Origin of the sequence: uncultured Serinicoccus sp. (genome assembly GCF_947487915.1) — a bacterium.
Taxonomy (GTDB): domain Bacteria; phylum Actinomycetota; class Actinomycetes; order Actinomycetales; family Dermatophilaceae; genus Ornithinicoccus.
Genome location: NZ_CANKYH010000002.1, coordinates 265778 through 292556, shown reverse-complemented (window position 1 = coordinate 292556; position 26779 = coordinate 265778). Strand labels below are relative to the sequence as shown.

Sequence of the window (26779 nt, the reverse complement as noted above, 5' to 3'; positions counted from 1 at the left end):
CACCCCGTCCCTGGACTCGCGGGCGGCCCGTCGGGCTGCCACCCTGTCCGCCCCTCCTGAGAAGGTCGTGACCCATGAACGTGCCCGGCTGGGTGTGGCTGACCACGCTGCTCGTCATCGGGGTCGTCTTCGCCTTCGACCTCCTGGTCCTGGGGCGACGCCCGCACGAACCCTCGCGCCGGGAGGTCGGGGTCGCGCTGTCGATCTACGTCGGGCTGGCTGTGCTCTTCGGCCTGGGGGTCCTCGTGCTGGCGGGGGGCCAGCTCGCGGCGGAGTTCTACGCAGGGTGGCTGATGGAGTACTCGCTGTCCATCGACAACCTGTTCATCTTCCTCATCATCATGGCCAAGTTCGGCGTCCCGCGGAAGTACCAGCAGTTCGCCCTCATGGTCGGTATCGTCATGGCGCTCGCCATGCGGGCGGTCTTCATCCTGGTCGGCGCTGCTGCCATCGAGCGCTGGTCCTGGGTCTTCTACGTCTTCGGTGCGTTCCTCATCTACACCGCGTTCCGACTGGCCACGGAGAACCTCGGCCACGACGAGCAGGAGGACGACTTCCAGGAGAACGCCCTGCTGCGCTGGGTGGAGAAGCGGTTCCCGGTCACCCAGTCCTGGGACGGCGGGACCAGGCTGCGGGTGCTCGAGAGCGGTAAGCGCGTCCTGACGCCCATGGCCGTCGTCGTCCTCGCCCTGGGGACCACCGACCTCCTGTTCGCCCTGGACTCCATCCCGGCCATCTTCGGGCTGACCCAGGAGCCGTACCTCGTGCTCATGGCCAACGTCTTCGCGCTCATGGGGCTGCGGCAGCTGTACTTCCTGCTCGGCGACCTGCTCACACGGCTGGTCTACCTCGGTCTGGGGTTGTCCGTGCTGCTGGCGTTCATCGGGGTCAAGCTCATCCTGCACGCGATGCACGAGAACGAGCTGCCCTTCGTCAACGGGGGTGAGCACTTCGGGGTGCCGGAGGTCCCGATCTGGTTCTCGCTCACCGCCATCGTCCTGATCCTCGGGGTCACCGCCGTGGCCAGCCTGACGAAGTCGCGCCGGGACGCCGCGCGGCTCGCCACCGAGCCCGAGGAAGAGACTCAGGTGAGCTCGCCCGAGGTCCGAGACGACCGGTGACCCCGGACCGGGCGGCCGAGCACGACGATGCTCGCCGCCACCACGAGCACCATGCCGGCCAGCTGGGACGCGGACAGCACCTGGCCGAGCACCAGCAGCCCCGCCAGGGCGGCCGCAGCGGGCTCCAGGCTGAGCAGGACACCGAAGGTGCCCGAGCGCAGACGGCGCAGCGCCAGCAGTTCCAGGCTGTAGGGCACGGCTGAGGAGAGCAGGGCGATCCCGAGCCCGCGGAGGAGGACGTCGGCTGACCACAGGTCAGTCCCTGCCGTGAGCAGACCGAACGGCAGCATCACCACCGCGCCGAGAGCCATGCAGATGGCGATCCCGTCGAGCCCGGCGAACCGGGCGCCGGTGCGACGGCTCAGCACGATGTAGGCGGCCCAGCAGGCGCCGGCGGACGCGGCCATCAGGATGCCCACGAGGTCCAGCTCGGCCCACGGGGTGGTCAACGCCCCGGAGATGAGCGTCACGCCGATGAGGGCCGCCAGCACGGCCGCGCCGTCGCGCAGTCGGCGCGAGAGCACGGCTGCGAGGGCCAACGGCCCCAGGAACTCGATGGTCACGGCCACCCCGATCGGGAGCCTGGCCAGCGAGCCGTAGAACGCGAGGTTCATGGTGGTGAGGGCGAGGGCGAACAACCCGACCACCGACCAGTCAGCGGCGCTGCGACCGCGGACCCGGGGCCGCACGAACAGCCACAGGACGGCGGTCGCCAGGACGAGGCGCAGCGCCACTGAGCCGACCACCCCGACGATCGGCAGCAGCGTGGCTGCCAGGGCCCCGCCGAACTGGACGGAGACGACCGCGAGGAGGACGAGGGCGACCGGATGCCCGGTCAGGGAACGACCGGGGAGCGTCACCACCCGCGTTCGCGCCACCGCGGCAACGAGCCGCGCTCGGCGCCCAGGGTCGTGTTGTCCCCGTGGCCCGGGAGGACGAGGGCGTCGTCGTCGAAGACCGCGAAGATGCGGGCCTCGAGGTCGTCCATGAGGACGGTGAAGTCGTGCGCCGAGGTGGTCCTGCCCGGCCCGCCGGGGAAGAGGCTGTCCCCGGTGAAGAGGAGGGTCGTGGTGCGGTCCGCCGCGGTGCTCAGCGCGAGGGCGACCGACCCGGGGGTGTGTCCCCGCAGGTGCACGACGTCCAGGACCAGGTGCCCGACGCGCAGCGTGTCCCCGTCCCGGAGGCGGTGGTCGACCGGCACCGGAAGGTCGTCGGCGTCGACCGCCCCGGCCAGGGTCGCCGCTCCCGTGCGACGGACGACCTCGGGGAGCGCCCGGTGGTGGTCCCAGTGCCGGTGCGTCGTCAGCACCTGTCCGAGCTCGTGGCCCTCTCGTCTGCCGTCCTCCTCGAGCAGGCGCACGATCCGGTCGGCGTCGTCGGCGGCGTCCACCAGCAGTCGCTCGCCGGTGGCGGTGCAGGTGATGAGGTAGACGTTGTTGTCCATCTCGCTCACGCTGCACTTGCGCACCACGACCGAGCCGAGGTCGTAGATCCAGCTCGCGCCGCCGGGGGTGACATGTCCGTGCAGGTCTTCGGGCTTCACGCGGCGAGTCTAGGCGGGCCCGCTCACACGGTCAGCGGCCGGTCCGTGGCCTTGATCGGGGACGGCAGCGTGGTGGTCCCGGAGAGGTACCGGTCGACCGTGGCCGCACAGGCGCGGCCCTCGGCGATGGCCCAGACGATGAGCGACTGTCCGCGGCCGCAGTCGCCGGCCGCGAAGACCCCCGGCAGCGGGGTCGCGAAGGCGTCGTCGCGCTCGTAGGTGTTGCGCGCGGACCGGGGCAGCACCTCCTGGGGTGCCGCCTCCTCGTCCGGGCCGACGAAGCCCATCGCGAGGAGCACGAGCTCGGCGGGGATCTCCCGCTCGCTGCCCTCGGTCGGCACGAACCGGCCGTCGGCGAACCGGCCGTCCACCATGACCAGACCGCGCACCCGCCCCTGGTCGTCACCGAGGACCTCGACGGTGGACGCGCCGTAGGTGCGGTCGCCGCCCTCCTCGTGCGCCTCGCTCACCTTGTAGAGCATGGGGTAGGTGGGCCAGGGCTGGTTCTCGGGCCGCTCGTGCGGGGGTGTCGGCATGATCTCCAGCTGCAGGACCGACGCCGCCCCGTGGCGGTGCGCGGTCCCGAGGCAGTCGGCGCCGGTGTCGCCGCCGCCGATGATGACCACGTGCTTGCCGCTGGCGTCGATGCCGCGCGGCCCGCCCAGCGCCTCCTTGTTGGCAGGCACCAGGAAGTCCATCGCCGGATGGACCCCGTCCAGCTCGGCCCCCGGCACCTGCAGCATCCGGGGCACGGTCGACCCGGTCGCGAGGACCACGGCGTCGAAGCGCTCCCGGAGCTGGTCCAGCGACTCGTCCTTCGGCCCGTCGCCACCGATCGTGACGCCGGTGACGAACCGGATGCCCTCGGCGCGCAGCTGCACGAGGCGCCGGTCCAGGACGGACTTCTCCATCTTGAACTCCGGTATGCCGTAGCGCAGCAGCCCGCCGACCGCGTCGGAGCGCTCGTAGACGACGACCGTGTGCCCGGCCCGGCCGAGTTGCTGCGCGGCCGCCAGCCCGGCCGGCCCGGACCCGACCACGGCGACGGTCTTGCCGCTGAGCCACTCCGGCTCCTGGGGCGTGACGCGGCCGTTGGAGAACGCCCGGTCGATGATCGAGACCTCGATCTGCTTGATGGTCACCGGCGGCTGGTTGATGCCCAGCACACAGGCCGTCTCGCACGGGGCTGGGCAGAGCCGACCGGTGAACTCCGGGAAGTTGTTGGTGGCGTGCAGGCTCTCGATGGCCTCGGCGAAGTTGGCGCGCCGGGTCTGGTCGTTCCACTCCGGGATGAGGTTGCCGAGCGGGCAACCGGTGTGGCAGAAGGGGATGCCGCAGTCCATGCACCGGCTGGCCTGCCGCTGCAGGACCGAGGTCTCCTGCTCGCCGTGCACCTCCTTCCAGTCCATGATCCGCACGGGGACCGGGCGCGAGGGCCGGTTCTCCCGCTCGCGGTGGGTCAGGAAGCCTTTGGGGTCAGCCATGGGAGTCCTCCAGGATGAGCTGCCAAGCGTGGGGGCCGTTGGGGTCGTCCCCGCGTTCCTCCGCCTCCCGGCGGATGCGCAGCACGCTGGCGTACTGGCGCGGGGTGACGACGGTGAGCCGGAGAGCCCAGTCGGGATCGTCGAGCAACGCCCGGGCGACCGTGCTCCCGGTGAGCTCCGCATGCTCCTCGAGCAGCGCTCGCACGTGGTCGGCGTGCCCGGTCTCGGCCAGGGGGGCGAGGAGCAGGTCACCGTTGGCCACGGCCAGCGGGTTGAGCGTGCCGCGGTCCAGGTCCAGGACCACGCCGGTGCCGCCCGACATGCCCGCACCGAGGTTGCGGCCGGTCCGGCCCAGGATGAGCGCCAGCCCGCCCGTCATGTACTCCAGGGCGTGGTCGCCCACACCCTCGACGACCGCAGTGGCCCCGGAGTTGCGTACGCAGAACCGCTCGCCGACGACACCGCGCAGGTTGACCTGCCCGGACGTCGCGCCGTAGCAGATGACGTTGCCCGCGACGACCTGGTCGGTGGCGACGAAGGCCGACCCCGCCTCGGGCCGGACCACGATCCGACCGCCCGACAGTCCCTTGCCGACGAAGTCGTTGGCGTCCCCGACGAGGCGCAGGGTGATCCCCCGGGGCAGGAACGCCCCGAGGGACTGCCCGGCGGACCCGGTGAGCGTGAGGTCGATGGTGCCGTCCGGCAGCCCGTCCGGACCGGCGGCGACCGTGACGTGGTGGCCCAGGAGGGTGCCCACCGTGCGGTTGACGTTGGTGATCGGGAACGAGCCCACCACGGGGGTGCCGTCGTCGAGAGCGGGGGCGGCCAGCTCCACGAGCTGGTTGTCCAGCGCCGCGTCCAGGCCGTGCTCCTGCGTCGTGGTGCAGTGGCGGGAGGCGCCCTCGGGCAGGTCGGTCAGGTGCAGCACGGGGGAGAGGTCCAGCCCGTCGGCCTTCCAGTGCTCGACGGCACGGGAGGTGTCCAGGAGGTCGGAGCGCCCGATGACCTCGTCCATCGAGCGGTACCCCAGGCTTGCGAGCAGCTCACGCACCTGCTGGGCGATGAACTCGAAGAAGGTGACCACGAACTCGGCCTTGCCGGTGTAGCGCTCGCGCAGCTCGGGGTTCTGCGTGGCGATGCCCACGGGGCAGGTGTCGAGGTGGCAGACCCGCATCATGATGCAGCCGGAGACCACGAGGGGAGCGGTGGCGAAACCGTACTCCTCCGCTCCCAGGAGGGCGGCGACGATGACGTCGCGCCCGGTCTTGAGCTGCCCGTCGCACTGGACGACGATGCGGTCGCGCAGCCCGTTGAGCAGCAGCGTCTGCTGGGTCTCCGCGAGCCCGAGCTCCCAGGGCGTGCCGGCGTGCTTGAGCGAGGTGAGCGGGCTGGCGCCGGTCCCCCCGTCGTGCCCCGAGATGAGCACGACGTCGGACTTGGCCTTCGAGACGCCGGCGGCGACCGTCCCCACGCCGATCTGGCTCACCAGCTTGACGTGGATGCGCGCGCGGGGGTTGGCGTTCTTGAGGTCGTGGATGAGCTGCTTGATGTCCTCGATGGAGTAGATGTCGTGGTGCGGCGGCGGTGAGATGAGGCCCACGCCGGGGGTGGAGTGCCGGGTGCTCGCCACCCAGGGGTAGACCTTGCCCGGCGGCAGCTGTCCGCCCTCGCCGGGCTTGGCGCCCTGCGCCATCTTGATCTGGATGTCGTCGGCGTGCACGAGGTAGGGCGAGGTGACGCCGAAGCGCCCCGAGGCCACCTGCTTGATCGCCGAGCGGCGCTCGGGGTCGAGCAGCCGCTCCACGTCCTCGCCGCCCTCACCGGTGTTGGACTTGCCGCCCAGCCGGTTCATGGCGACGGCCAGCGTCTCGTGCGCCTCCTGGGAGATCGAGCCGTAGCTCATGGCCCCCGTGGCGAACCGCCGGACGATGGCGCTGACCGGTTCCACCTCTTCGACGTCGATCGGGTCCCGGTCCGGCTGCAGACGGAACAGCCCCCGCAGGGTCATGAGGCTCGCGGACTGCTCGTCGACGAGGTCGGTGTACCTGGTGAAGACGTCGTAGCGACCCTCGCGGGTGGCGTGCTGCAGCCGGAAGACCGCCTCCGGGCTGAAGAGGTGCGGGGGTCCCTCGCGGCGCCACTGGTACTCACCGCCGATGTCGAGGGCGCGGTGGTAGGGCGGGATGCCGGACAGGGGGTAGGCCACGGCGTGGCGGCGGGCCACCTCCTCGGCGATGACCGCGAGACCCACCCCGTCGATCTGGCTGGTCGTGCCGGTGAACCATCGGGTGACGACGTCGTGCGACAGGCCGACGGCCTCGAACGTCTGGGCACCACGGTAGGAGGCGATCGTGGAGATCCCCATCTTGGACATGACCTTGAGGACACCCTTGCCCAGCGCCTTGATGAGGTTCCTGATGGCGACGTCCGGGTCGAGACCGTCCAGCAGCTGGCCGGCCGAGCACAGGTTCTCGACCGTCTCCATGGCCAGGTACGGGTTGACGGCCGCCGCGCCGTAGGCGACCAGCAGCGCCACGTGGTGGGTCTCGCGCACGTCCCCGGCCTCGACGAGGAGCCCGACCCGGGTCCGGGTGTTGTTGCGCACCAGGTGGTGGTGCACCGCGCTGGTGAGCAGCAGCGAGGGGATCGGTGCCCGCTCGCGGTCGGCGTGCCGGTCCGAGAGCACCACGAAGAAGGCTCCCCTGGCGATGGCCTCGTCGACCTCGGCGCAGATCTCCTCGAGCCGCTCCTCGAGTGCCGCCGCGCCGCCGTCGACGCGGTAGAGCCCGCGGACGACCACCGCGTCCAGCCCGGGGTGCTCGCCGTCGGCGTTGATCCGGCGCAGCTTGGCCAGCTGGTCGTTGTCGATGACGGGAAAGGGCAGGACGACCTGCCGCGCGTGCGCCGACGTCTCGTCCAGCAGGTTGGGTTCGGGACCGCTCGACGCCTCGAGCGAGGTGACGATCTCCTCGCGGATCGCGTCCAGCGGTGGGTTGGTCACCTGCGCGAAGGCCTCGACGAAGTAGTCGAAGAGCAGGCGCGGCCGGTCGGACAGCACCGCGATCGGGGTGTCGGTCCCCATGGCGCCCAGCGGCTCGGCCCCGGCCTGGGCCATCGGGGCCAGGATGATCCGCAGCTCCTCCTCGGTGTAGCCGAAGATCTGCTGGCGCCGGGTGACGGACGCATGGGTATGCCGCACGTGGACCTGCGTGGGCAGGGAGTCCATGTGCACCAGCTCCGCGTCGAGCCACTCGCGGTAGGGCTGGCGGGCGGCCAGGTCCCGCTTCACCTCGGTGTCGTCGAGGATCTCCCCGCGTTCGAGGTCCACCAGGAACATCCGGCCCGGGGCGACCCGCCCCTTGCGCACCACCCGCTCGGGCGGGAGCGGCAGCAGGCCGGACTCGGACCCGAGCACGACGAGGCCGTCGTCGGTGACCCAGTACCGGGAGGGGCGCAGCCCGTTGCGGTCGAGCACGGCCCCGACCTGGGTGCCGTCGGTGAACACCAGGTTGGCCGGGCCGTCCCACGGCTCCATGAGCATGGAGTGGAACTCGTAGAAGGCCCGGACGTCGGGGTCCATCGTCTCGTCGTTCTCCCAGGACTCCGGGATCATCATGAGGACGGCGTGGGGGAGGGACCGTCCGCCGAGGCTGAGCAGCTCCAGCACCTCGTCGAAGGTCGCGGAGTCGCTGGCGTCGGGGGTGCAGATCGGCAACGCGTCCGCCAGGTCGCCGGGGAAGAGCTCGCTGCGCAGCTCGGACTGACGGGCCCGCATCCAGTTGCGGTTGCCCTTGACCGTGTTGATCTCCCCGTTGTGGGCGATGACCCGGTAGGGGTGAGCCAGCGGCCAGGAGGGGAAGGTGTTGGTCGAGAAGCGCGAGTGGACGACCGCCAGCGCGCTGGTGAACCGCTCGTCGGTGAGGTCCGGGAAGTAGGCCGGGAGTTGGTCGGTGGTGAGCATGCCCTTGTAGGTCATGGTCCGCGTGGAGAGGGACACGGGGTAGGCGGGCGTGCGCCGCTCGATGCGCTTGCGGGCCAGCCACACGCGGCGTTCCAGCTCCAGACCGGACTCCTGCGGGGCCTCGTCGCCGGCGGCGACGACGAGCTGGCGCATGACCGGCATGACCGAGAGCGCGGTCGGACCGATGAGACCGGGGTCGACCGGGACCTCGCGCCAGCCGAGCACCCGCAGGCCCGAGCCCTCGACGATCTCCTCCACCTGCGCCGCGACCTCGTCGGTCTGCCCCTGCCCCGGCAGGAACACGATGCCCGCGGCGTAGCGGCCGGGCTCCGGGAGCTCGAAGGGCAGCACCTCGCGCAGGAACGCGTCGGGCAGCTGGGTGAGGATGCCGGCTCCGTCACCGGTGTTCTCCTCGCTGCCCACCGCGCCGCGGTGGTCCAGGTTGTGCAGCGCGGTGAGCGCCTGGGCGACGATGTCGTGGCGGGGGACCCCGTCGAGGGTGGCCACGAAGGCCACACCGCAGCTGTCGTGCTCGTGGGCACCGTCGTACAGACCCTGGGGCGCAGCCCCCGGGACGGGACGCAGGGCAGAGGAGGTCTGGTCGATCGACTCTGTCATGGGATCACCGGATTTCAGGACGGGGCGCGCAACCACGGGGGCGGCGGGCCGGGAGAACACGATCGGGGCGACGACGACCCGGCGACGGTTTCATGCAGGGTTCAGCATACCTATGCAGTTGCCCTGGCGGAAAAGCCGTCGAGGAAGAGGTGTGTCGGTGGCGGGACCTACAGTGGTGGGGTGCCATCTTCCTCCCCTGCTCCCGCCGTGTCACGCGCCCGTCACGACCGCCTGGTCGTCCAGGGTGCGCGCGAGCACAACCTGCGCGACGTCTCGGTCGAGATCCCGCGCGACTCTCTCGTGGTGTTCACCGGGCTGTCGGGCTCGGGCAAGTCCTCACTCGCCTTCGACACCATCTTCGCCGAGGGTCAGCGCCGCTACGTCGAGTCCCTGTCCGCCTACGCCCGGATGTTCCTCGGCCAGATGGACAAGCCCGACGTGGACTTCATCGAGGGGCTGTCACCGGCGGTCTCCATCGACCAGAAGTCGACCAACCGCAACCCGCGGTCCACGGTCGGCACCATCACCGAGGTCTACGACTACCTCCGGCTCCTGTTCGCGCGGGTGGGTCGGCCGCACTGCCCGGTATGCGGGGAGCCGGTGGAGCGGCAGACCCCGCAGCAGGTGGTGGACCGCCTCCTGCAGCTGCCGACGGGGGTCCGCTACCAGCTCCTGGCCCCGGTGGTCCGGGGGCGCAAGGGCGAGTTCGTCGACCTGTTCGCCGAGCTGCAGTCCAAGGGCTTCGCCCGCGCCCGCGTCGACGGGCAGCTCGTGACCCTCACCGACCCGCCAACCCTGGAGAAGCAGAAGAAGCACAGCATCGACGTGGTCGTCGACCGCCTCGTCAGCAAGACCGGTGACGGACCGGAGCCCGGCGCTCCCGACCGGGCCTACGCGCGCCGGCTCACCGACTCGGTGGAGACGGCCCTGTCGTTGGCCGGCGGCATCATGGTCGCGGAGTTCGTCGACGTCGCGGCGGACGGCGCCGACGCCGGGAGCCGCCCGGCACCGCTGGACCAGGACGGCGAGGCCCTGCCCCGGGAGCGGCGGTTCTCCGAGCGGATGGCCTGCCCCAACGACCACCCGCTGTCGATCGACGAGGTGGAGCCGCGCTCCTTCTCCTTCAACAGTCCCTTCGGCGCCTGCCCGGACTGCACCGGTATCGGGGTCGAGCTGGAGGTGGACCCCGAGCTGGTCGTGCGCGAGGACCTCAGCATCCTCGGCGGTGCGCTGGTGCCGTGGTCGACGGCCTCCGGGCTGAGCGACTACTTCCTGCGCGTCCTCGGTGGGCTCTCCGACGACCTGGACTTCCGCCTGGACGTGCCCTGGAAGGAGCTGCCGGGGAGGGCCCGCGACGCCATCCTCGAGGGTTACCAGCACAAGGTGCACGTGCGCTACCGCAACCGGTTCGGCCGGGAGCGCAGCTACTCCACCGGGTTCGAGGGGGTGCTGCCCTACGTCAAGCGCAAGCACGCCGAGACCGAGTCGGAGAGCAGTCGGGAGCGCTACGAGGGCTACATGCGTGAGGTCCCCTGCCCCACCTGCCGGGGCGCTCGACTCAAGCCGGAGATCCTCGCCATCCTCGTCGGGGGGCGCAGCATCGCCGAGGTCTGCGCCATGCCGCTCGACCAGTGCGCGGACTTCCTCTCCACGGTGGACTACACCGCCCGCGAGGCGGCCATCGCCGGCCAGGTCAGCCGGGAGATCGACGCCCGGCTCGGGTTCCTGCTCGACGTGGGCCTGGACTATCTCTCCCTCGACCGCCCGGCCGGGACGCTCTCCGGCGGCGAGGCCCAGCGGATCCGGCTGGCCACCCAGATCGGCTCCGGCCTGGTCGGGGTGCTCTACGTCCTGGACGAGCCGAGCATCGGGCTGCACCAGCGGGACAACCACCGGCTGATCGAGACGCTGACGCGTCTGCGCGACCTCGGCAACACCCTCATCGTGGTGGAGCACGACGAGGACACCATCGCCACGGCCGACTGGGTGGTCGACATCGGTCCGGGGGCGGGTGAGCACGGGGGGCACGTCGTGCACAGCGGGTCCGTGGACGGCCTGCTCAGCCACCCGACCTCGTTGACCGGCCAGTACCTCTCCGGCCGCAAGGCCATCGAGACGCCCTCGGACCGCCGTCCGCAGGACGGACGACGCGTGGTGGTGCGTGGTGCCCGCGAGCACAACCTGCAGCAGGTCGACGTGGGCTTCCCGCTGGGCAACATGGTCGCCGTGACCGGGGTCAGCGGGTCGGGCAAGTCCACCCTGGTCAACGACATCCTCTACCGCGTGCTCGCCAACCAGCTCAACGGCGCACGGCACGTTCCCGGTCGGCACCGCAAGGTGGAGGGCCTGGACCACCTCGACAAGGTGGTCCACGTCGACCAGAGCCCGATCGGGCGGACCCCCCGCAGCAACCCCGCCACCTACACCGGGTTGTTCGACCACATCCGCAAGCTCTTCGCGACGACCACCGAGGCCAAGGTGCGCGGCTACCAGCCGGGGCGCTTCTCGTTCAACGTCAAGGGGGGCCGCTGCGAGGCGTGCTCGGGCGACGGCACGCTGAAGATCGAGATGAACTTCCTGCCCGACGTCTACGTGCCCTGCGAGGTCTGCCAGGGCAAGCGCTACAACCGGGAGACGCTGGAGGTGCACTTCAAGGGGCGCACCATCTCCGACGTGCTGGAGATGCCCATCGAGGAGGCCGCGGACTTCTTCTCGGCGGTGCCGGTGCTGGCCCGCCACCTCACGACGCTGGTCAAGGTGGGTCTGGGCTACGTGCGCCTGGGACAGCCCGCCACGACGTTGTCCGGGGGAGAGGCGCAACGGGTCAAGCTCGCCGCCGAGCTGCAGAAGCGGTCGACGGGTCGCACCATCTACGTCCTGGACGAGCCGACCACCGGTCTGCACTTCGAGGACATCCGCCGCCTGCTGGGGGTGCTGCAAGGTCTGGTGGACAAGGGCAACACCGTCCTCGTCATCGAGCACAACCTGGACGTCATCAAGTCCGCCGACTGGGTCGTCGACCTCGGACCAGAGGGTGGCCGGGGCGGCGGAAAGGTGGTGGCAGAGGGCACACCCGAGCAGGTCGCCGGGGTCGCCGCGAGTCATACTGGTCGTTTCCTCGCACCCGTCCTCGGCCTGGAACGGAGGTCCAGCGCATGACCCGGACACCTCGTGGTCGCCACCCGGACGCGGCCTGCACCTCGGCCTGCGCGCACGGACCCGCCCGGCGTCGGCTGCTCGCCGGCGGCGGCGGGCTGGCGGTGGTCGGCTCGCTGGCCGCCTGCGGGGGCGGCCAGGACGATGCGCCGGGGCAGTCCGGAGCAGGCGACCCGGGCGCGTCCGGTTCAGGGACGAGGGTGCCGCTGGCGGACGTGCCGGTCGGCGGCAGCCGCTACCTCGAGGACGCCGACGTCGTGGTCGCGCAGCCCACGGAGGGTGAGCTTGTCGCCTACGACGCCACCTGTCCGCACCAGGGGTGCATGGTCTCCACCACGGGTGCGGGCGGCACGCTCGTGTGCCCCTGCCACGGAAGCGCCTTCGCCCTGGCCGACGGTGCCGTCGTGCAGGGTCCGGCGACCGAAGGGCTGGCCACCCTGACGGCCACGGTGGACGGCGCCGACGTCGTCATCAGTGGCTGACCCGCGCAGCTACCGGCCCCGACCCGGCGAGATCCCCACGGACCCCGGGGTCTACCGGTTCCGGGACCAGCACGGCCGGGTCATCTACGTCGGCAAGGCACGGTCGCTGCGCCCGCGGCTCTCGTCCTACTTCCAGGACCTCCGGGCGTTGCACCCGCGGACCGCGCAGATGGTCACCACCGGAGCGAGCGTGGAGTGGACGGTCGTCCGCAACGAGGTCGAGGCCCTGCAGCTGGAGTACTCCTGGATCAAGGAGTTCGACCCCCGGTTCAACGTCAAGTACCGCGACGACAAGTCCTATCCCTACCTCGCCGTCACCATGGGCGAGGAGGTCCCTCGCGCCCAGGTCATGCGCGGCAAGAAGCGTCCGGGCACCCGCTACTTCGGTCCCTACACGCACGCCTGGGCGATCCGGGAGACGATGGACACCCTCCTGCGCGTCTTCCCGGTCCGCACCTGCTCGGCGGGGGTCTTCCGCCGGGCGGAGCAGGTCGGGCGCCCCTGTCTGCTGGGCTACATCGACAAGTGTTCTGCCCCCTGCGTCGGTCGGGTCGACCCGGAGGAGCACCGCGCCATCGCCGAGGACTTCTGCGCCTTCATGGCCGGTGACAGCGCCCGCTTCGTGCGGGACCTCGAGGAACGCATGCGCCGGGCGTCGGCCGACCTCGACTTCGAGACCGCCGCCCGGTTGCGGGACGACCTGGGGGCCCTGCGCAAAGCCCTCGAGCGCTCGGCGGTCGTGCTGTCGGACGCGACCGATGCGGACGTCTACGCCCTCGCCGAGGACGAGCTGGAGGTGGCGGTGCAGGTCTTCCACGTCCGCGGCGGCCGGATCCGGGGTCAGCGGGGCTGGGTGAGCGAGAAGGGCGCCGAGTCCACCCCCGAGGTGGTCGAGCACCTGCTCCAGCAGGTCTACGGCGCCGAGCGCGGCGAGGACGTGCCGCGGGAGGTCCTGGTCCCGATGCTGCCGGACGGGCACGAGGAGGTGCAGGAGTGGCTCACCGGGCTGCGCGGCGCCCGGGTGGGCGTGCGGGTGCCCCAGCGGGGGGACAAGCGCACCCTCATGCAGACGGTCGCCCGCAACGCCGAGCAGGCGCTGGCGCGGCACAAGGTGGCCCGGTCCGGGGACCTCACGCTGCGCTCGCAGGCGCTGCAGGAGCTGCAGGAGGTCCTGGAGCTGGACGACGCGCCGCTGCGGATCGAGTCCTTCGACATCAGCCACGTCCAGGGCAGCGACGTGGTCGGGTCCATGGTCGTCTTCGAGGACGGGCTGGCGCGCAAGGGGGAGTACCGTCGGTTCATCGTGCGGTCGGGCACCGGTGACGACACGGCCGCCATGCACGAGGTGCTGACCCGCCGCTTCCGGCACCTCGCCGCCGCGCCCACCCCCGGGGCCGACGAGGAGGGCAGGCCGACGAAGTTCGCCTACCCTCCCAACCTCGTCGTCGTGGACGGCGGGCGCCCGCAGGTCCGGGCCGCGCAGAGCGCCCTGGCCGAGGTGGGGGTGGCCGACGTCGCCGTCATCGGGCTCGCCAAGCGGCTCGAGGAGGTGTGGAACGCCGACCAGGACTACCCGGTCGTGCTCCCCCGCACCAGCGAGGCGCTCTACCTCCTGCAGCGCGTGCGGGACGAGGCGCACCGCTTCGCCAACACCTTCCACCGGCAGCGTCGCTCCCGCAGCATGACGACGAGCGCCCTGGACGGCATCCCCGGTCTCGGCCCTGCGCGCCAGCAGGCCCTGCTCCGACACCTCGGCTCGGTCAAGGCGGTGCGCACCGCCAGCGTGGAGCAGCTCCAGGAGGTCCCCGGGGTCGGTCCGGCCCTCGCCGCCGTGGTGCACGAGCGGCTGTCCGGCGAGCAGCCCGCGCCTGCGGTTAACCTGAGCACGGGAGAGGTGCTCGAGTGACCCGGCGCCGTGCCGGACAGCTCTCCCGGCACGACCGACGGGAGGAGAGATCGTGACCTCACGCCGATCCGATCTGGGGGAGCAGCCGCCGACCCCTCCGGAGGCGACCGGCCGCTCCGACGTCGTCATCCTCACCGGGATGTCCGGTGCCGGCCGCACCACGGCGGGGGACGTCCTGGAGGACCGCGGCTGGTACGTCGTGGACAACCTTCCGCCCTCGATGATGGTCCACCTCATGGATGCCACGGCCGACGACCCGCAGCGCCAGCGGGTCGCGGTCGTCGTCGACGTGCGCAGCCGCGACTTCACCAGCGAGCTCTCGGTGGCGCTGGAGATCCTGGGCGAACGCGGGTGGCGCCCCCGGGTCGTCTTCGTCGACTCCTCCGACGAGACGTTGGTACGCCGCTTCGAGGCGGTCCGTCGGCCTCACCCCCTGCAGGGGGAGGGGCTGCTCCTGGACGGCATCCGCCGGGAGCGACGGATGCTCGGCGACCTGCGCTCGGACGCCGACCTCGTCCTGGACACCTCGAGCTACAACGTGCACGAGCTGTCCTCCAAGATCGACGCGCTGCTGAACGTCGACGCCGACGTGCGACTACGCCTGGCGGTCATGGCCTTCGGCTTCAAGTACGGCATACCCCTGGATGCCGACGTGGTGCTCGACCTGCGCTTCCTGCCCAACCCCTACTGGGTCCCCGAGCTGCGGCCGCACACCGGGAAGGAGGCCGCCGTGCGCGACTTCGTGCTCGGGAGCGACCTGGCGCAGAGCTTCATCGAGCACGCGGCCCAGATGCTCCGGACGGCGATGCAGGGCTACCTCGCCGAGGGGCGGCGCTACGTCACGGTCGCGGTCGGCTGCACCGGGGGCAAGCACCGGTCGGTGGCGACGGCGGAGGAGCTCACGCGGCGGCTGGCCGACCTGGAGGAGTCCGGCGTACAGCTGTCGACCTTCCACCGGGACCTGGGGCGCGAGTGAGCGGGCCGCGCGTCGTGGCCCTGGGGGGCGGCCACGGCCTGGCCGCGTCACTGCGCGCCCTGCGCCACCTCACCGAGGCCATCACCGCCGTGGTGACGGTCGCCGACGACGGCGGGTCGAGCGGGCGGCTGCGGCAGGAGTTCGACATCCTGCCCCCGGGGGACCTGCGGATGGCGCTGGCGGCCCTGTGCGAGGACACGACGTGGGGGCACCAGTGGTCCTCGGTCCTGCAGCACCGGTTCGGAGGGCACGGCGAGCTGTCCGGACATGCGCTCGGCAACCTGCTCATCATGGCGCTGTGGGAGCTCCGGCCGGAGGAGCAGGTCCGGGGGCTGGACCTCGTCGGGCGGTTGCTCAACACCCGCGGGCGGGTCCTGCCGATGGCGTTGGAGCCGTTGGACATCGAGGCGGTGATCGAGGCGGAGACGCCGGCGGGCACCGTGGCCCGGAGCACGGTCCGGGGCCAGTCGACGGTGGCCCGCCAGCCGGGTGTGGTGCGTTCGGTGCGGCTCATCCCGGAAGCGCCGCAGGCCTGCCCGCAGGCCCTCGAGTCCATCAAGCTCGCCGACCTCGTGGTCCTCGGGCCGGGGTCCTGGTTCACCTCGGTCATGCCGCACCTGCTCGTGCCCGAGCTGCGCCAGGCGCTCTGCGACACCCCCGCACGCCGGATCCTCACCCTCAACGTCAGCCTCAGCGACGACGAGGCGAACGGCTACAGCCTGGCCGAGCACGTCGTGGCCATCGCCGCCCACGCACCGGAGCTGACCTTCGACCACGTGATCGCCGACCCCCAGGTGGTGCGCTCGTCCGCGGAGCGGACGGCCCTGGACACAGCGGTCGAGCGGGTCGGCGCCAGCCTCGTGCTGACCTCCGTGGGCAGCCCGGGCCGACCCGGGGTCCACGACACGCTGCGGCTCGCGGCGGCCTACCGCGACGTGATCTCGGAGCAGGGTCTGTGAGCGCCGCACCGCCCCCAGCAGATAGCCTGCCGGGGTTGTCCCGGGGCACCGACCCGGCGCCCGCGACCGGCCGAGCGAGGAGGATGAGTGCTGTGGCGATGACCGCGAGGGTCAAGGACGAGCTCAGCCGGCTGCCCGTCACCAAGACCTGCTGCCGCAAGGCGGAGGTCTCGACCATGCTGCGTTTCGCCGGGGGATTGCACATCGTCGGGGGACGCATCGTCATCGAGGCGGAGCTGGACACCGCGCAGAGCGCCCGCCGCCTGCGGACCTTCATGGCGGAGGTCTACGGCTCCAGCAGCGAGCTGGTCGTCATGAGCCCCGGAGGGCTGCGCAAGCAGACGAGGTATGTCGTGCGCGCCACCTCCGACGGCGAGGCGCTGGCGCGGCAGACCGGGCTCATCGACCATCGCGGGCGCCCGGTGCGCGGACTGCCCCCCCGGGTGGTGGGCGCGGCCGCGTGCGACTCGGAGGCCGCGTGGCGAGGCGCCTTCATCGCCCACGGCTCCATCACCGAGCCCGGGCGCTCCTCGGCGCTGGAGGTCACCTGCCCGGGCCCCGAGGCCGCCCTCGCCCTGGTCGGCGCGGCGCGGCGCCTACGGGTCCAGGCCAAGGCGCGCGAGGTGCGGGGCGTGGACCGCGTCGTCATCCGCGACGGGGACGCCATCGGGGCCATGCTGACCCGGTTGGGGGCCCACGACGCGGTCCTGGCGTGGGAGGAGCGCCGGATGCGGCGTGAGGTCCGGGCGACGGCCAACCGGCTCGCGAACTTCGACGACGCCAACCTGCGCCGGTCGGCACGGGCGGCCGTCGCTGCCGGAGCCCGGGTCGAGAGGGCCATGGAGATCCTGGCCGCCGACGTCCCCGACCACCTCCGGGTGGCCGGGGAGCTGCGCCTGGAGCACAAGCAGGCCAGCCTGGAGGAGCTCGGCCAGCTGGCCGACCCTCCGATGACCAAGGACGCGGTCGCCGGGCGGATACGTCGGCTGCTCGCTCTGGCCGACAAGCGGGCGGAGGAGCTCGGTGTCGACGGCACCGAGGCCAACATCACGCCGGACATGCTGGAGGACTGACGTCGGGTCCGGCCGGTGTGGTGCGCCACGGTCGGGGCCGATAGGTTGGGAGGCGGACGACGGCGTCTGACCGACGAGCGGCAGGCACCCACCTGCCGCCGACCAACCAACGAAGAAGGGTGTCCTCCATGACCGTCCGCGTAGGGATCAACGGCTTCGGTCGCATCGGCCGCAACTTCATGCGGGCCGTGCTGGCCTCGGGGGCCGACATCGAGATCGTCGCTGTCAACGACCTCACCGACAACGCGACCCTGGCCCACCTGCTGAAGTACGACTCCATCCTGGGCCGGCTGGGCGGCGAGGTGACCAGCACCGAGGACGAGATCAGCGTCGACGGCAAGGCCGTCAAGGCGTTCGCCGAGAAGGACCCCGCAGCGCTGCCCTGGGGTGAGCTGGGGGTGGACGTGGTCGTGGAGTCCACCGGCATCTTCACCGACGCGACCAAGGCGAAGGCGCATCTGGACGGCGGGGCGAAGAAGGTCATCATCTCCGCGCCGGCCAAGAACGAGGACATCACGGTCGTCATGGGCGTCAACGAGAAGGACTACGACCCGACCGCCCACACGATCATCTCGAACGCGTCCTGCACCACCAACTGCCTGGCCCCGATGGCCAAGGTCCTCAACGACGAGTTCGGCATCGTCAAGGGTCTGATGACGACCATCCACGCCTACACCGCCGACCAGAACCTCCAGGACGGCCCGCACAGCGACCTGCGGCGCGCCCGTGCCGCGGCCCTCAACATCGTGCCCACCAAGACGGGCGCCGCCCAGGCCGTCGCCCTCGTGCTCCCCGAGCTCAAGGGCAAGTTCGACGGCTACGCCCTGCGCGTGCCCACCCCCACCGGGTCGGCGACGGACCTCACCTTCCAGGCCTCGCGCGAGGTCACGGTCGAGGAGGTCAACGCCGCCGTGAAGAAGGCCGCGGAGGGCGAGCTCAAGGGGATCCTCACCTACACCGAGGACCCGATCGTGTCGAAGGACATCGAGACCGACCCGGCCTCGTGCATCTTCGACTCCGGCCTCACCAAGGTGATCGGTGACCAGGTGAAGGTGGTCGGCTGGTACGACAACGAGTGGGGCTACTCCAACCGCCTCGTCGACCTCGTCGCGCTGGTGGGCAGCTCGCTCTGATGCGGACCATCGAGCAGCTCAGCGAGGAGCTCGGAGGCCTGGGCGGCAGAACGGTCCTGGTCCGCAGCGACCTGAACGTCCCCCTGGACGGGTCGACCATCACCGACGACGGCCGGGTGCGGGCATCGGTGCCCACGATCAGCCGGCTGCGCGAGCAGGGCGCCCGGGTCGTGGTCTGCGCCCACCTGGGTCGTCCGAAGGGCTCGCCCGACCCGCAGTACTCCCTCGCCCCGGTGGCGACGCGGCTGCGCGAGCTGTTGGAGGGCGAGGGCGAGGGTGGCGTGTCGTTCGTCGAGGAGACGGTGGGCGAGCGTGCCGCGGCAGCGGTGGCGGAGCTCGGGGACGGCGACGTCCTCGTCCTCGAGAACCTTCGCTTCCACCCGGGCGAGACCGCGAAGAACGACGAGGACCGGGCCGACTTCGCCCGGCAGCTCGCGGACCTGGCGGACGCCTTCGTCTCGGACGGGTTCGGTGTCGTCCACCGGGCCCAGGCGTCGGTCTACGACGTCGCGCGTCTGCTCCCGCACGCCGCCGGAGGTCTGGTCCGGTCCGAGGTCGAGGTCATGCGCGCCCTGCGGGAGGACCCGCAGCGTCCGTACGCCGTCGTCCTCGGCGGGGCCAAGGTGAGCGACAAGCTGGGCGTCATCGAGTCGCTGATCTCGGTCGCCGACCGGCTGCTCATCGGCGGTGGGATGGTCTTCACCTTCCTCAAGGCCCAGGGCCACGAAGTGGGCACCAGCCTGCTCGAGCAGGACCAGGTGGACACCGTGAAGGGCTACCTCGACACCGCTGCGGAGCGGGGCGTGGAGATCGTCCTGCCCACCGACATCGTCGTGGCCGACGCCTTCTCCGCCGACGCCGCCCACGACGTCGTGCCGGCGGACTCGATACCCGCCGACCGGATGGGCCTGGACATCGGGCCGCAGGCGCAGCGCCACTTCGCCGAGCGCCTCGCGGACGCGCGCACCATCTTCTGGAACGGCCCCATGGGGGCCTTCGAGATGGAGCCATTCGCCGCGGGCACCCAAGCCGTGGCGGCGGTTCTGGTGGAGCGCACCCGGGCCGGGGCCATGACGGTCGTGGGCGGGGGTGACTCCGCTGCCGCCGTCCGCGAGTTCGGCCACGCCGACGACGACTTCACCCACATCTCGACCGGGGGCGGGGCCAGTCTGGAGTATCTCGAGGGCAAGGACCTGCCCGGACTATCGGTGCTGGAGGACTGATGAGCGACACGCGACCCACCCGCACGCCGTTGATGGCGGGCAACTGGAAGATGAACCTCGACCACCTGCAGGCGACGCATCTGGTCCAGAAGCTGGACTGGACCCTGCGCGACGCCCGGCACGACCCCGCCGACGTCGAGGTCGTGGTGCTCCCTCCGTTCACCGACCTGCGCTCGGTGCAGACCCTCGTCCAGGGCGACCAGCTCTTCCTCCGGTACGGCGGGCAGGACCTGAGCCCGCATGACGAGGGCGCCTACACCGGCGACATCTCCGGTGCCTTCCTCGCCAAGCTGGGTTGCACCTACGTGACCGTCGGGCACAGCGAGCGGCGGGACGGCCACCAGGAGTCGGACGAGCTCGTCGGCGCCAAGGTGCGGGCCGCGCTGCGGCACGGCCTGGTGCCGATCCTGTGCGTCGGGGAGCCGTTGGAGGTCCGCCGCTCCGGTGACCACGTCGACCACGTGGTGTCCCAGCTGCGAGCCGCCCTCGACGGCCTGGACGCCGGGCAGGTCTCGCGCGTCGTCGTCGCCTACGAGCCGGTCTGGGCGATCGGCACGGGCGAGGTGGCCACCCCCGACGACGCCCAGGAGGTGTGTGCGGCGATCCGGGCCGCCGTCGGGGAGCTGGCCGACGAGGCGACGGCAGCCGCCGTGCGGGTGCTCTACGGCGGGTCGGTAAAGCCGGGCAACGTCGCCGAGCTCATGCAGCGCCCGGACGTCGACGGTGCCCTGGTGGGTGGTGCCTCGCTCTCGGTGGAGGACTTCGCCTCGATCTGTCGCTACCGCGCCCACGCAGGCTCCGCCGGCTGACGCGCGGCGGTTCGTCCTGCCGACACCCCGTCGGCTAGGCTGTCTGGTGCTCTGGGCCTCCGCGGCCCGGAGCCCCAGACCGCTGCCCCTCTCGACGACAAGGTTGTGCCCACGTGGAGTTCGTCCGATGGTTCCTGGACGCCCTGCTGGTGATCACCAGCTGCTTCCTGGTGCTGCTCATCCTCATGCACAAGGGCCGCGGCGGGGGCATGTCGGACATGTTCGGTGGGGGCATGAGCAGCAGCCTCGGGGGGAGCTCGGTCGCCGAGCGCAACCTCAACCGAATCACCGTGGCGATGGCGCTCGTCTGGGTCGCGGTCATCGTGGGCCTCGGCGTGCTGGTGCGCTTCAGCTGACGGCAGGAGTCTCGGCGCCGGCCCGCCCGCGGCGGGACGCGTCGACGCACCCTGGCCACGTCCTCCTCGGACGCCCGCGAAGGGCGTAGGGTGACCCTGACGTAGCGTCCGGCGAAACGAGGCACCATGGTCAACACCAACGCCATCCGCGGCTCGCGGGTGGGTTCGGGTCCGATGGGCGAGAGCGAGCGGGGTGACACCGCGCCCCGCGTGCGCATCAGCTACTGGTGCGCGCACGGGCACGAGACACGCCCGAGCTTCGCGGACAACGGCGAGGTCGCCATCCCTGACACCTGGGACTGCCCGCGGTGCGGTTTGCCCGCCGGCCGTGACCGGGGCACCCCACCCGAGGCACCGCGGACCGAGCCCTACAAGACCCATCTGGCGTACGTCAAGGAGCGTCGCAGCGACTCCGACGGGGCCGCCCTGCTGGACGAGGCCCTCACCAGGATGCGCGAGCGCGGCGTCGGCGGCGGAGCCAGGACCTAGCAGCCGTCTCAGCCGTCGTGCGCGACGCCGTCCTCGGTCTGCGCCAGGCCCTCCTGCACCGCTTCCTCGACCGCGTCCGTGCCGGGGGACTCCTCCGGCTCGTCGGCCCGCTCGAGGGCACGGCTGGCCACGGCGGCACGCCCTGACCCCTTCATCTGGGCCGGGCCGGCAGGAGACGTCCCGGCCCGCGCGGCCGCGGAACGGGTACCGCCCCGGCGGACCGCCGGCAGACCCGTGCAGAGGGCCCGGGAGTAGACCTCGTCGGCGTCCAGCCGCCGCAGCTCGGCGGTGAGCGCCTCGAAGGTCGACGGGGAGTGCAGGGCGACCAGCCGGGGCTGGCTCCCGGGGACCGACAGCGTCGCGGTGTCCTTGCCGTCGTCGGTGCGGACGAGGTCGATCGGGCCGGAGGCCCGGTCCAGCCGCACGCTCTGCAGCCCCGAACCGACCGGGGTCCTCACCACCTCCACCGGGCAGCGCAGGGAAGCGGCCAGCCATCCGGCCAGCAGGTCGCAGCTCGGGTGGTGTGCCTCGGCGGCCACGGTCACGGACAGGACCGGCTCGAACGGCTCGCTCTCCAGCGCTGCGGCGAGCAGCGCCCGCCACCGCGTCACGCGGGTCCAGGCCAGGTCGGTGTCGCCAGGCCGGTAGTGCTTGCCCCGGCGACGCAGCTGGGTGCCGGCCTCCACGTCGGGGGAGGCTGCCGCATCGGTGATGCGTCGGTGCGCCATCTGCCCCAGGGGGGATCCTGCGACGTCCGCCTCGACCCGGCCCGGCCACCACGCGACGACGGGGGAGTCGGGCAGCAGGAGCGGGGTCACCACCGAGCTGCCGTGGCGGGTGAGCTCCCCGTAGAGGCGCAGCACGACGATCTCGGAGGCACCGGCGTCGCCGCCGACCCGGATCTGGGCGTCCAGCCTGCCGCGTCCACGCGCGTTGGCGGAGACGACCACGAGGATGCGCGCAGGGTGCTGGCGGGTCGCGCGGGTGGCGACCTCCACCGCCTCGTCGGCCTGCTCCTCGTCGACCACGACGATGAGCGTCAGCACCCGGCCCATGGCCATGGCCCCGACGTCGTTGCGCAGCCGGACGAGGTTCTTGGCGACGTCGGCGGCGGTGCAGCTGGGAAGGTCGACGATCATGGGAGCCTCCACTCGCGTCCGTCACGCCGCATGAGGTCGTCGGCGTCGGCAGGTCCCCACGTGCCCGCCGCGTAGTCCTGGGGTGAGGTGTCCTGCCGGTGCCAGTGGTCGATGACCGGATCGAGGATCCGCCAGGACTGCTCGACCTCGGCGTGCCGGGGGAAGAGCGGGGGCTCGCCCAGCAGCACGTCGAGGATGAGCCGCTCGTAGGCCTCCGGGCTGGACTCGGTGAAGGAGGAGCCGTAGCCGAAGTCCATCGACACGTCACGCACCTCCATCTGGCTCCCGGGCACCTTCGAGCCGAAGCGCATGGTCATGCCCTCGTCGGGCTGCACCCGGATGACGATCGCGTTGGCGCCCAGCTCCTCCGTCGCGGTCGAGCTGAAGGGCAGGTGCGGTGCCTTCCGGAAGACGACCGCGATCTCGGTCACCCGCTTGCCCAGGCGTTTGCCGGTGCGCAGGTAGAACGGCACACCCGCCCACCGGCGCGTGCGCACGTCGACCTTGAGGGCGGCGTAGGTCTCTGTGTGGTGGCCCTCGTCGACGCCGTCCTCGTCGAGGTAGCCGGACACCTTCTCGGTTCCCTGCCAGCCCTCGGCATACCGTCCCCGTGCGGTCGCCGCGTCGAGATCATCCGGGAGACGGACCGCCGCGAGCACCTTCTCCTTCTCGGCCCGCACGGCGTCGGCGGTGAACGACACCGGTTCCTCCATCGCGGTCAGGGCGAGCAGCTGGAGGAGGTGGTTCTGGATGACGTCGCGGGCCGCGCCCACCTCGTCGTAGTAGCCGGCCCGGCCCCCGATGCCGATGTCCTCGGCCATGGTGATCTGCACGTGGTCGACGTAGTTGGCATTCCAGACCGGCTCGAACAGCTGGTTGGCGAAGCGCAGCGCCAGGATGTTCTGGACGGTCTCCTTGCCGAGGTAGTGGTCGATGCGGAAGACCGAGTCGGGCGGGAAGACCCCCTCGACGATCTCGTTGAGCTCCTGCGCGCTCTCCAGGTCGTGGCCGAACGGCTTCTCGATGACCACGCGACGCCAGGTGCCGGGGCTCGGGTCGGACAGACCCGACTCCTGCAGCCGCGTGCACACCGCCGCGAACCACGAGGGCGGGATCGAGAGGTAGAACGCGTGGTTGCCGCCGGTGCCCCGCTCCTCGTCGAGCGCGCGCACCGTGCGGGCGAGCAGCTCGAAGGCGTCGGGGTCGTCGAAGGCGCCGGGGACGAACCGGAAACCCTCGGCGAGGGAGCGCCACACCTCCTCCCGGAACTCCGTGCGCGCGTGCTGACGCACCGAGTCGTGCACCACCTTGGCGAAGTCCTGGTCCGCCCAGTCCCGGCGGGCGAAGCCCACCAGGGAGAAACCGGGCGGGAGCAGTCCCCGGTTGGCCAGGTCGTAGATGGCCGGCATGAGCTTCTTGCGGGCGAGGTCGCCCGTCACGCCGAACATGACCATGCTGCACGGCCCGGCGATGCGCGGCAGGCGCTTGTCGTCGGGGTCGCGCAGGGGGTTGGAGTCGGCGGTGACGGGGGCGGGTCTGGAGCCGCTCACCGGGCGAGCACGGTACGCAGCTGGGCCAGTCCCTGGTCCTGGTCGGTGAGGTGCACGCGCAGGACGGGGCGCCCGTGGTCGGCCAGGACGCCGGCGTCACCCGCGGCCTGGGCCGAGATGAACTCCCCGAAGGTGTAGTCCTTGCCCGGTACCGGCAGGTCCTGGCCGGGCGCACCGGTCACCTGGAGGTAGACGCCCTGGGCCGGGCCGCCCTTGTGGTACTGCCCGGTGGAGTGCAGGAAACGGGGGCCCCAGCCGAAGGTGACGGGCCGCCCGGTCCGCCGGACCAGGTCGCCCTGCACCTCGGCGAGGTCGGCGTGCTCCACGCGGTCGAGGTAGACCATGAGGGACAGGTAGCCGGTGCCGGGGTCGAGCTCACCCAGCAACGCGTCGACCGCTCCCTCCAGCGTGCTGACGCCCTCGGGCAACCACCCGCCGCCCGCGGCGCGGATCTCCACGGCATCGTCGACGAGGTCGGGGCGGCCCGCGCCGTCGGCGCCGTCCTCCATGATGTCCCGAGCCGCCTGCTTGGCGCTCTCGACGTCGGGCTGGTCGAAGGGGTTGATCCCCAGCAGACGCCCGGCCACGGCGGTGGCGACCTCCCACAGCAGCAGCTGTGCGCCGAGCGACCCGGACACCGCGACCAGCGACCCGACGCCCTCGACGGCGGGGACCTCCTCGTCGTCCCCGTCCTCGGGGGCCAGGACCACGACGGTGCAGTCGTCGGTCGAGCCCAGACCGGCGGTCGGGGAGTCGCCCGCGGGCGCGACGACGGGGAGGACCCCCGTGCCCTGCTTGCCGGTCGACTCGGCGATGAGCTGCTCGGCCCAGTCGGCGAGCCCGGCGATGCCCGAGCCGGCGTCGGTGAAGAGCAGCTTGTCGCGCAGCGGACGGGTGCCGGCCAGGGCGGCGCCCAGCCGCAGCCCGGGGTTGGCCTCGTCGTCCTCGGCGAGGAGGTCGGCGACCACCTCCGCCTCGTCGAGGAGGGCCCCGATGTCGGCACCGGCCAGGCCGGAGGGGACGAGCCCGAAGGCGGTCAGTGCCGAGTAGCGGCCACCGACCTCGGGGTCGGCGTTCACCACGCGGTACCCGTCGGCCCGCGACTGCTCGTCGAGCGGGCTGCCGGGGTCGGTCACGACCACGATCCGCTCGGTCGGGTCGATGCCGGCCTCGCTGAAGGCGTGCACGAAGGCGCGCCGCTGGCTGTCCGTCTCCAGGGTCGACCCGGACTTGGAGGAGACCACCACGGCGCTCCCGGCGAGGTCCTCCTGCAGGGCCGACCGCACCATGTCGGGGTCGGAGCTGTCGAGGACCACCAGCTCGACGCCAGCGGTGCCCGTGATGACCTCCGGCGCCAAGGACGAGCCACCCATACCGCAGAGCACGATGCGCCGGACCCCCCGCTCGCGCAGCTCCTCGCGCAGGGCCTCGACCTCGCCCACGAGCGGGCGCGAGCTGCGGTGCAGTCCGACCCAGGACAGCCTGATGGCCGCCTCGGACTCCGCGTCGGGCCCCCAGAGCGTGGCGTCACGGGCGAACAGCCGCGACGCCACCGCGTCCTGGACCAGGTCGGGCAGGTGGCGCTCGACCGCCTCGGCGGCGGCGCCCACGGCCTGGACCGCCAGGGCGCTCACCGGGCCTCCTCGCTGTTCTTGCCGCTCCCGCCCTGGCCGGCCTTGTCCAGCTCGTCCTGCACGGTCCCGAGCAGCTCGGACCACGACTTCTCGAACTTGTCCACGCCCTCGACCTCGAGCTGCTCGACGACCTCCGCGTAGGACACGCCGACCCGCTCGAGGTCGTCGAGCACCTGCTGCGCCTCGTCGTAGGTCCCGGTGATTGTGTCACCGCGGAGCTCGGCATGGTCGACGGTGGCCTCCAGGGTCTTGCCCGGCATGGTGTTGACGGTGTGCGGGGCGACGAGCCCGGTGACGTACATCGTGTCCTCGTAGTCCGGGTTCTTCACCCCGGTGGAGGCCCACAGCGGACGCTGAAGGTGGGCGCCGTCGTCCGCGAGGTTCTGCCAGCGCGGGGTGGCGAAGACCTCCTCGAAGGCCTGGTAGGCCAACCGGGCGTTGGCCAGGCCCGCCCGTCCCCGCAGGGCGAGGGCCTCGTCGGTGCCGATCTCCTCGAGCTGGGAGTCGATCTCGCCGTCCACGCGGGAGACGAAGAAGCTCGCCACCGAGTGGATGGAGGACAGGTCGCGACCCTGCTCGCGGGCCTGCTCGAGACCGGTGAGGTAGGCGTTCATGACCCCGCGGTAGCGGTCCAGCGAGAAGATCAGGGTGACGTTGACGCTGATACCGCTGGCCAGGGTCTGCGTGATCGCCGGAAGACCCTCGACGGTGGCGGGGATCTTGACGAAGAGGTTGGGCCGGTCGATCGTCGACCACAGCTGCTGCGCGATCTGCACGGTGCGCTCGGTGTCCTTGGCCGCGCCCGGGTCCACCTCGATGGACACCCGCCCGTCGACCCCGCCGGTGCTCTCGTAGACCGGGAGCAGCACGTCGCAGGCGTTGCGGACGTCGTCGGTGGTGAGCGCGAACACCGCGTCGTCCACGTCCGCGCCGTCGCCGGCGAGGGCGCGGACCTGGTCGGAGTAGGCGTCGCCCTCGGCCAGGGCCGACGCGAAGATGGTCGGGTTGGTGGTGACCCCCAGGACGCCGCGGTCCACGTAGGACTGCAGCTCCCCGGAGGAGATCATCGGTCGGTTCAGGTCGTCCAGCCAGACGGAGACCCCGGCGTCGGCCAGGTCGTGGAGGGTGGTGCGGGCGTGGTCAGTCATCTCGCTCCTCAGGTGGTGG

The 26779-nt window shown here is 71.8% G+C and carries 20 protein-coding genes; 12 read left to right on the top strand and 8 right to left on the bottom strand.

Annotation, left to right across the window (positions count from 1 at the left end; genetic code table 11):
• Window positions 1-74: 74 nt before the first annotated feature.
• On the top strand, window positions 75-1121 hold the full coding sequence (locus tag Q0795_RS03235; RefSeq protein WP_298886389.1) for a TerC family protein: 1047 nt from the start codon (window positions 75-77) through the stop codon (window positions 1119-1121).
• Here Q0795_RS03235 and Q0795_RS03230 read toward each other — a convergent pair.
• Genes Q0795_RS03230 through gltB form a run of 4 tightly spaced genes read right to left on the bottom strand, consistent with a single transcriptional unit; the run spans window position 1085 to window position 8727 of the window.
• Window positions 1085-1984, bottom strand: a complete 900-nt coding sequence (locus Q0795_RS03230) for an EamA family transporter (RefSeq protein ID WP_298886621.1) — start codon at window positions 1982-1984, stop codon at window positions 1085-1087. The genes Q0795_RS03235 and Q0795_RS03230 overlap by 37 nt on opposite strands.
• Window positions 1978-2664 (bottom strand): MBL fold metallo-hydrolase, encoded by a 687-nt coding sequence (locus tag Q0795_RS03225; RefSeq protein WP_298886386.1) that lies wholly within the window; start codon window positions 2662-2664, stop codon window positions 1978-1980. The genes Q0795_RS03230 and Q0795_RS03225 overlap by 7 nt, the downstream gene beginning before the upstream one ends.
• A gap of 23 nt (window positions 2665-2687) precedes the next feature.
• Complete coding sequence (locus Q0795_RS03220) at window positions 2688-4148, bottom strand: glutamate synthase subunit beta (RefSeq protein WP_298886383.1); 1461 nt, start codon at window positions 4146-4148, stop codon at window positions 2688-2690.
• A complete protein-coding gene (gltB, locus tag Q0795_RS03215) occupies window positions 4141-8727 on the bottom strand; it encodes a glutamate synthase large subunit (RefSeq protein WP_298886380.1) in 4587 nt (1528 codons plus the stop codon). Before gltB ends, Q0795_RS03220 begins: the two co-directional genes overlap by 8 nt.
• Window positions 8728-8934: 207 nt before the next feature.
• Here gltB and uvrA point away from each other — a divergent pair, with 207 nt between their 5' ends.
• The 11 genes from uvrA (at window position 8935) to Q0795_RS03160 (ending at window position 21289) form a co-directional block, all read left to right on the top strand.
• The gene (gene uvrA, locus Q0795_RS03210) at window positions 8935-11886 is read left to right on the top strand and encodes an excinuclease ABC subunit UvrA (RefSeq protein ID WP_298886377.1); all 2952 of its coding nucleotides are present in this window, start codon (window positions 8935-8937) and stop codon (window positions 11884-11886) included.
• Window positions 11883-12365 carry a Rieske (2Fe-2S) protein gene (locus Q0795_RS03205; protein ID WP_298886375.1) on the top strand — a complete coding sequence of 161 codons (483 nt, stop codon included), beginning with the start codon at window positions 11883-11885 and terminating at the stop codon, window positions 12363-12365. The genes uvrA and Q0795_RS03205 overlap by 4 nt, the downstream gene beginning before the upstream one ends.
• Complete coding sequence (gene uvrC / locus Q0795_RS03200; RefSeq protein WP_298886372.1) at window positions 12358-14271, top strand: excinuclease ABC subunit UvrC; 1914 nt, start codon at window positions 12358-12360, stop codon at window positions 14269-14271. Before Q0795_RS03205 ends, uvrC begins: the two co-directional genes overlap by 8 nt.
• A 52-nt stretch (window positions 14272-14323) precedes the next feature.
• Window positions 14324-15247, top strand: a complete 924-nt coding sequence (gene rapZ / locus Q0795_RS03195; RefSeq protein WP_298886369.1) for an RNase adapter RapZ — start codon at window positions 14324-14326, stop codon at window positions 15245-15247.
• Window positions 15244-16206, top strand: a complete 963-nt coding sequence (gene yvcK / locus Q0795_RS03190; protein WP_298886366.1) for a uridine diphosphate-N-acetylglucosamine-binding protein YvcK — start codon at window positions 15244-15246, stop codon at window positions 16204-16206. Before rapZ ends, yvcK begins: the two co-directional genes overlap by 4 nt.
• 92 nt (window positions 16207-16298) lie before the next feature.
• On the top strand, window positions 16299-17279 hold the full coding sequence (gene whiA, locus Q0795_RS03185; protein WP_298886363.1) for a DNA-binding protein WhiA: 981 nt from the start codon (window positions 16299-16301) through the stop codon (window positions 17277-17279).
• Window positions 17280-17407: 128 nt separating this feature from the next.
• Entirely contained in the window at window positions 17408-18412 is a 1005-nt protein-coding gene (gene gap, locus Q0795_RS03180; protein ID WP_298886360.1) for a type I glyceraldehyde-3-phosphate dehydrogenase, read from the top strand.
• On the top strand, window positions 18412-19635 hold the full coding sequence (locus tag Q0795_RS03175) for a phosphoglycerate kinase (RefSeq protein ID WP_298886357.1): 1224 nt from the start codon (window positions 18412-18414) through the stop codon (window positions 19633-19635). Before gap ends, Q0795_RS03175 begins: the two co-directional genes overlap by 1 nt.
• Entirely contained in the window at window positions 19635-20444 is an 810-nt protein-coding gene (gene tpiA / locus Q0795_RS03170; protein ID WP_298886354.1) for a triose-phosphate isomerase, read from the top strand. Before Q0795_RS03175 ends, tpiA begins: the two co-directional genes overlap by 1 nt.
• Window positions 20445-20557: 113 nt before the next feature.
• Window positions 20558-20800: a preprotein translocase subunit SecG gene (gene secG, locus Q0795_RS03165; RefSeq protein ID WP_058891036.1), complete on the top strand. Its 243-nt coding sequence runs from the start codon at window positions 20558-20560 to the stop codon at window positions 20798-20800.
• A gap of 126 nt (window positions 20801-20926) precedes the next feature.
• Complete coding sequence (locus Q0795_RS03160; RefSeq protein WP_298886352.1) at window positions 20927-21289, top strand: RNA polymerase-binding protein RbpA; 363 nt, start codon at window positions 20927-20929, stop codon at window positions 21287-21289.
• An 8-nt stretch (window positions 21290-21297) separates the two neighbouring features.
• On the opposite strand, the gene Q0795_RS03155 is transcribed toward Q0795_RS03160, so the two are convergent.
• From Q0795_RS03155 to tal, 4 genes are read right to left on the bottom strand one after another with little or no spacing between them, the layout of a single operon-like run.
• The gene (locus Q0795_RS03155; RefSeq protein WP_298886350.1) at window positions 21298-22428 is read right to left on the bottom strand and encodes a glucose-6-phosphate dehydrogenase assembly protein OpcA; all 1131 of its coding nucleotides are present in this window, start codon (window positions 22426-22428) and stop codon (window positions 21298-21300) included.
• On the bottom strand, window positions 22425-23978 hold the full coding sequence (gene zwf / locus Q0795_RS03150; RefSeq protein WP_298886348.1) for a glucose-6-phosphate dehydrogenase: 1554 nt from the start codon (window positions 23976-23978) through the stop codon (window positions 22425-22427). Before zwf ends, Q0795_RS03155 begins: the two co-directional genes overlap by 4 nt.
• Window positions 23975-25612 (bottom strand): glucose-6-phosphate isomerase, encoded by a 1638-nt coding sequence (locus Q0795_RS03145; RefSeq protein ID WP_298886347.1) that lies wholly within the window; start codon window positions 25610-25612, stop codon window positions 23975-23977. The genes zwf and Q0795_RS03145 overlap by 4 nt, the downstream gene beginning before the upstream one ends.
• A complete protein-coding gene (gene tal / locus Q0795_RS03140) occupies window positions 25609-26760 on the bottom strand; it encodes a transaldolase (RefSeq protein WP_298886344.1) in 1152 nt (383 codons plus the stop codon). The genes Q0795_RS03145 and tal overlap by 4 nt, the downstream gene beginning before the upstream one ends.
• Window positions 26761-26779: the final 19 nt, after the last annotated feature.

Bases quoted from the DNA above. Each gene is read 5' to 3' on its own strand.
- Q0795_RS03235 (WP_298886389.1), top strand. From the start codon at position 75: ATGAACGTGCCCGGCTGGGTGTGGCTGACCACGCTGCTCGTCATCGGG.
- Q0795_RS03220 (WP_298886383.1), bottom strand. From the start codon at position 4,148: ATGGCTGACCCCAAAGGCTTCCTGACCCACCGCGAGCGGGAGAACCGG.
- gltB (WP_298886380.1), bottom strand. From the start codon at position 8,727: ATGACAGAGTCGATCGACCAGACCTCCTCTGCCCTGCGTCCCGTCCCG.
- Q0795_RS03205 (WP_298886375.1), top strand. From the start codon at position 11,883: ATGACCCGGACACCTCGTGGTCGCCACCCGGACGCGGCCTGCACCTCG.
- gap (WP_298886360.1), top strand. From the start codon at position 17,408: ATGACCGTCCGCGTAGGGATCAACGGCTTCGGTCGCATCGGCCGCAAC.
- Q0795_RS03175 (WP_298886357.1), top strand. From the start codon at position 18,412: ATGCGGACCATCGAGCAGCTCAGCGAGGAGCTCGGAGGCCTGGGCGGC.
- tpiA (WP_298886354.1), top strand. From the start codon at position 19,635: ATGAGCGACACGCGACCCACCCGCACGCCGTTGATGGCGGGCAACTGG.
- Q0795_RS03160 (WP_298886352.1), top strand. From the start codon at position 20,927: ATGGTCAACACCAACGCCATCCGCGGCTCGCGGGTGGGTTCGGGTCCG.
- Q0795_RS03155 (WP_298886350.1), bottom strand. From the start codon at position 22,428: ATGATCGTCGACCTTCCCAGCTGCACCGCCGCCGACGTCGCCAAGAAC.
- tal (WP_298886344.1), bottom strand. From the start codon at position 26,760: ATGACTGACCACGCCCGCACCACCCTCCACGACCTGGCCGACGCCGGG.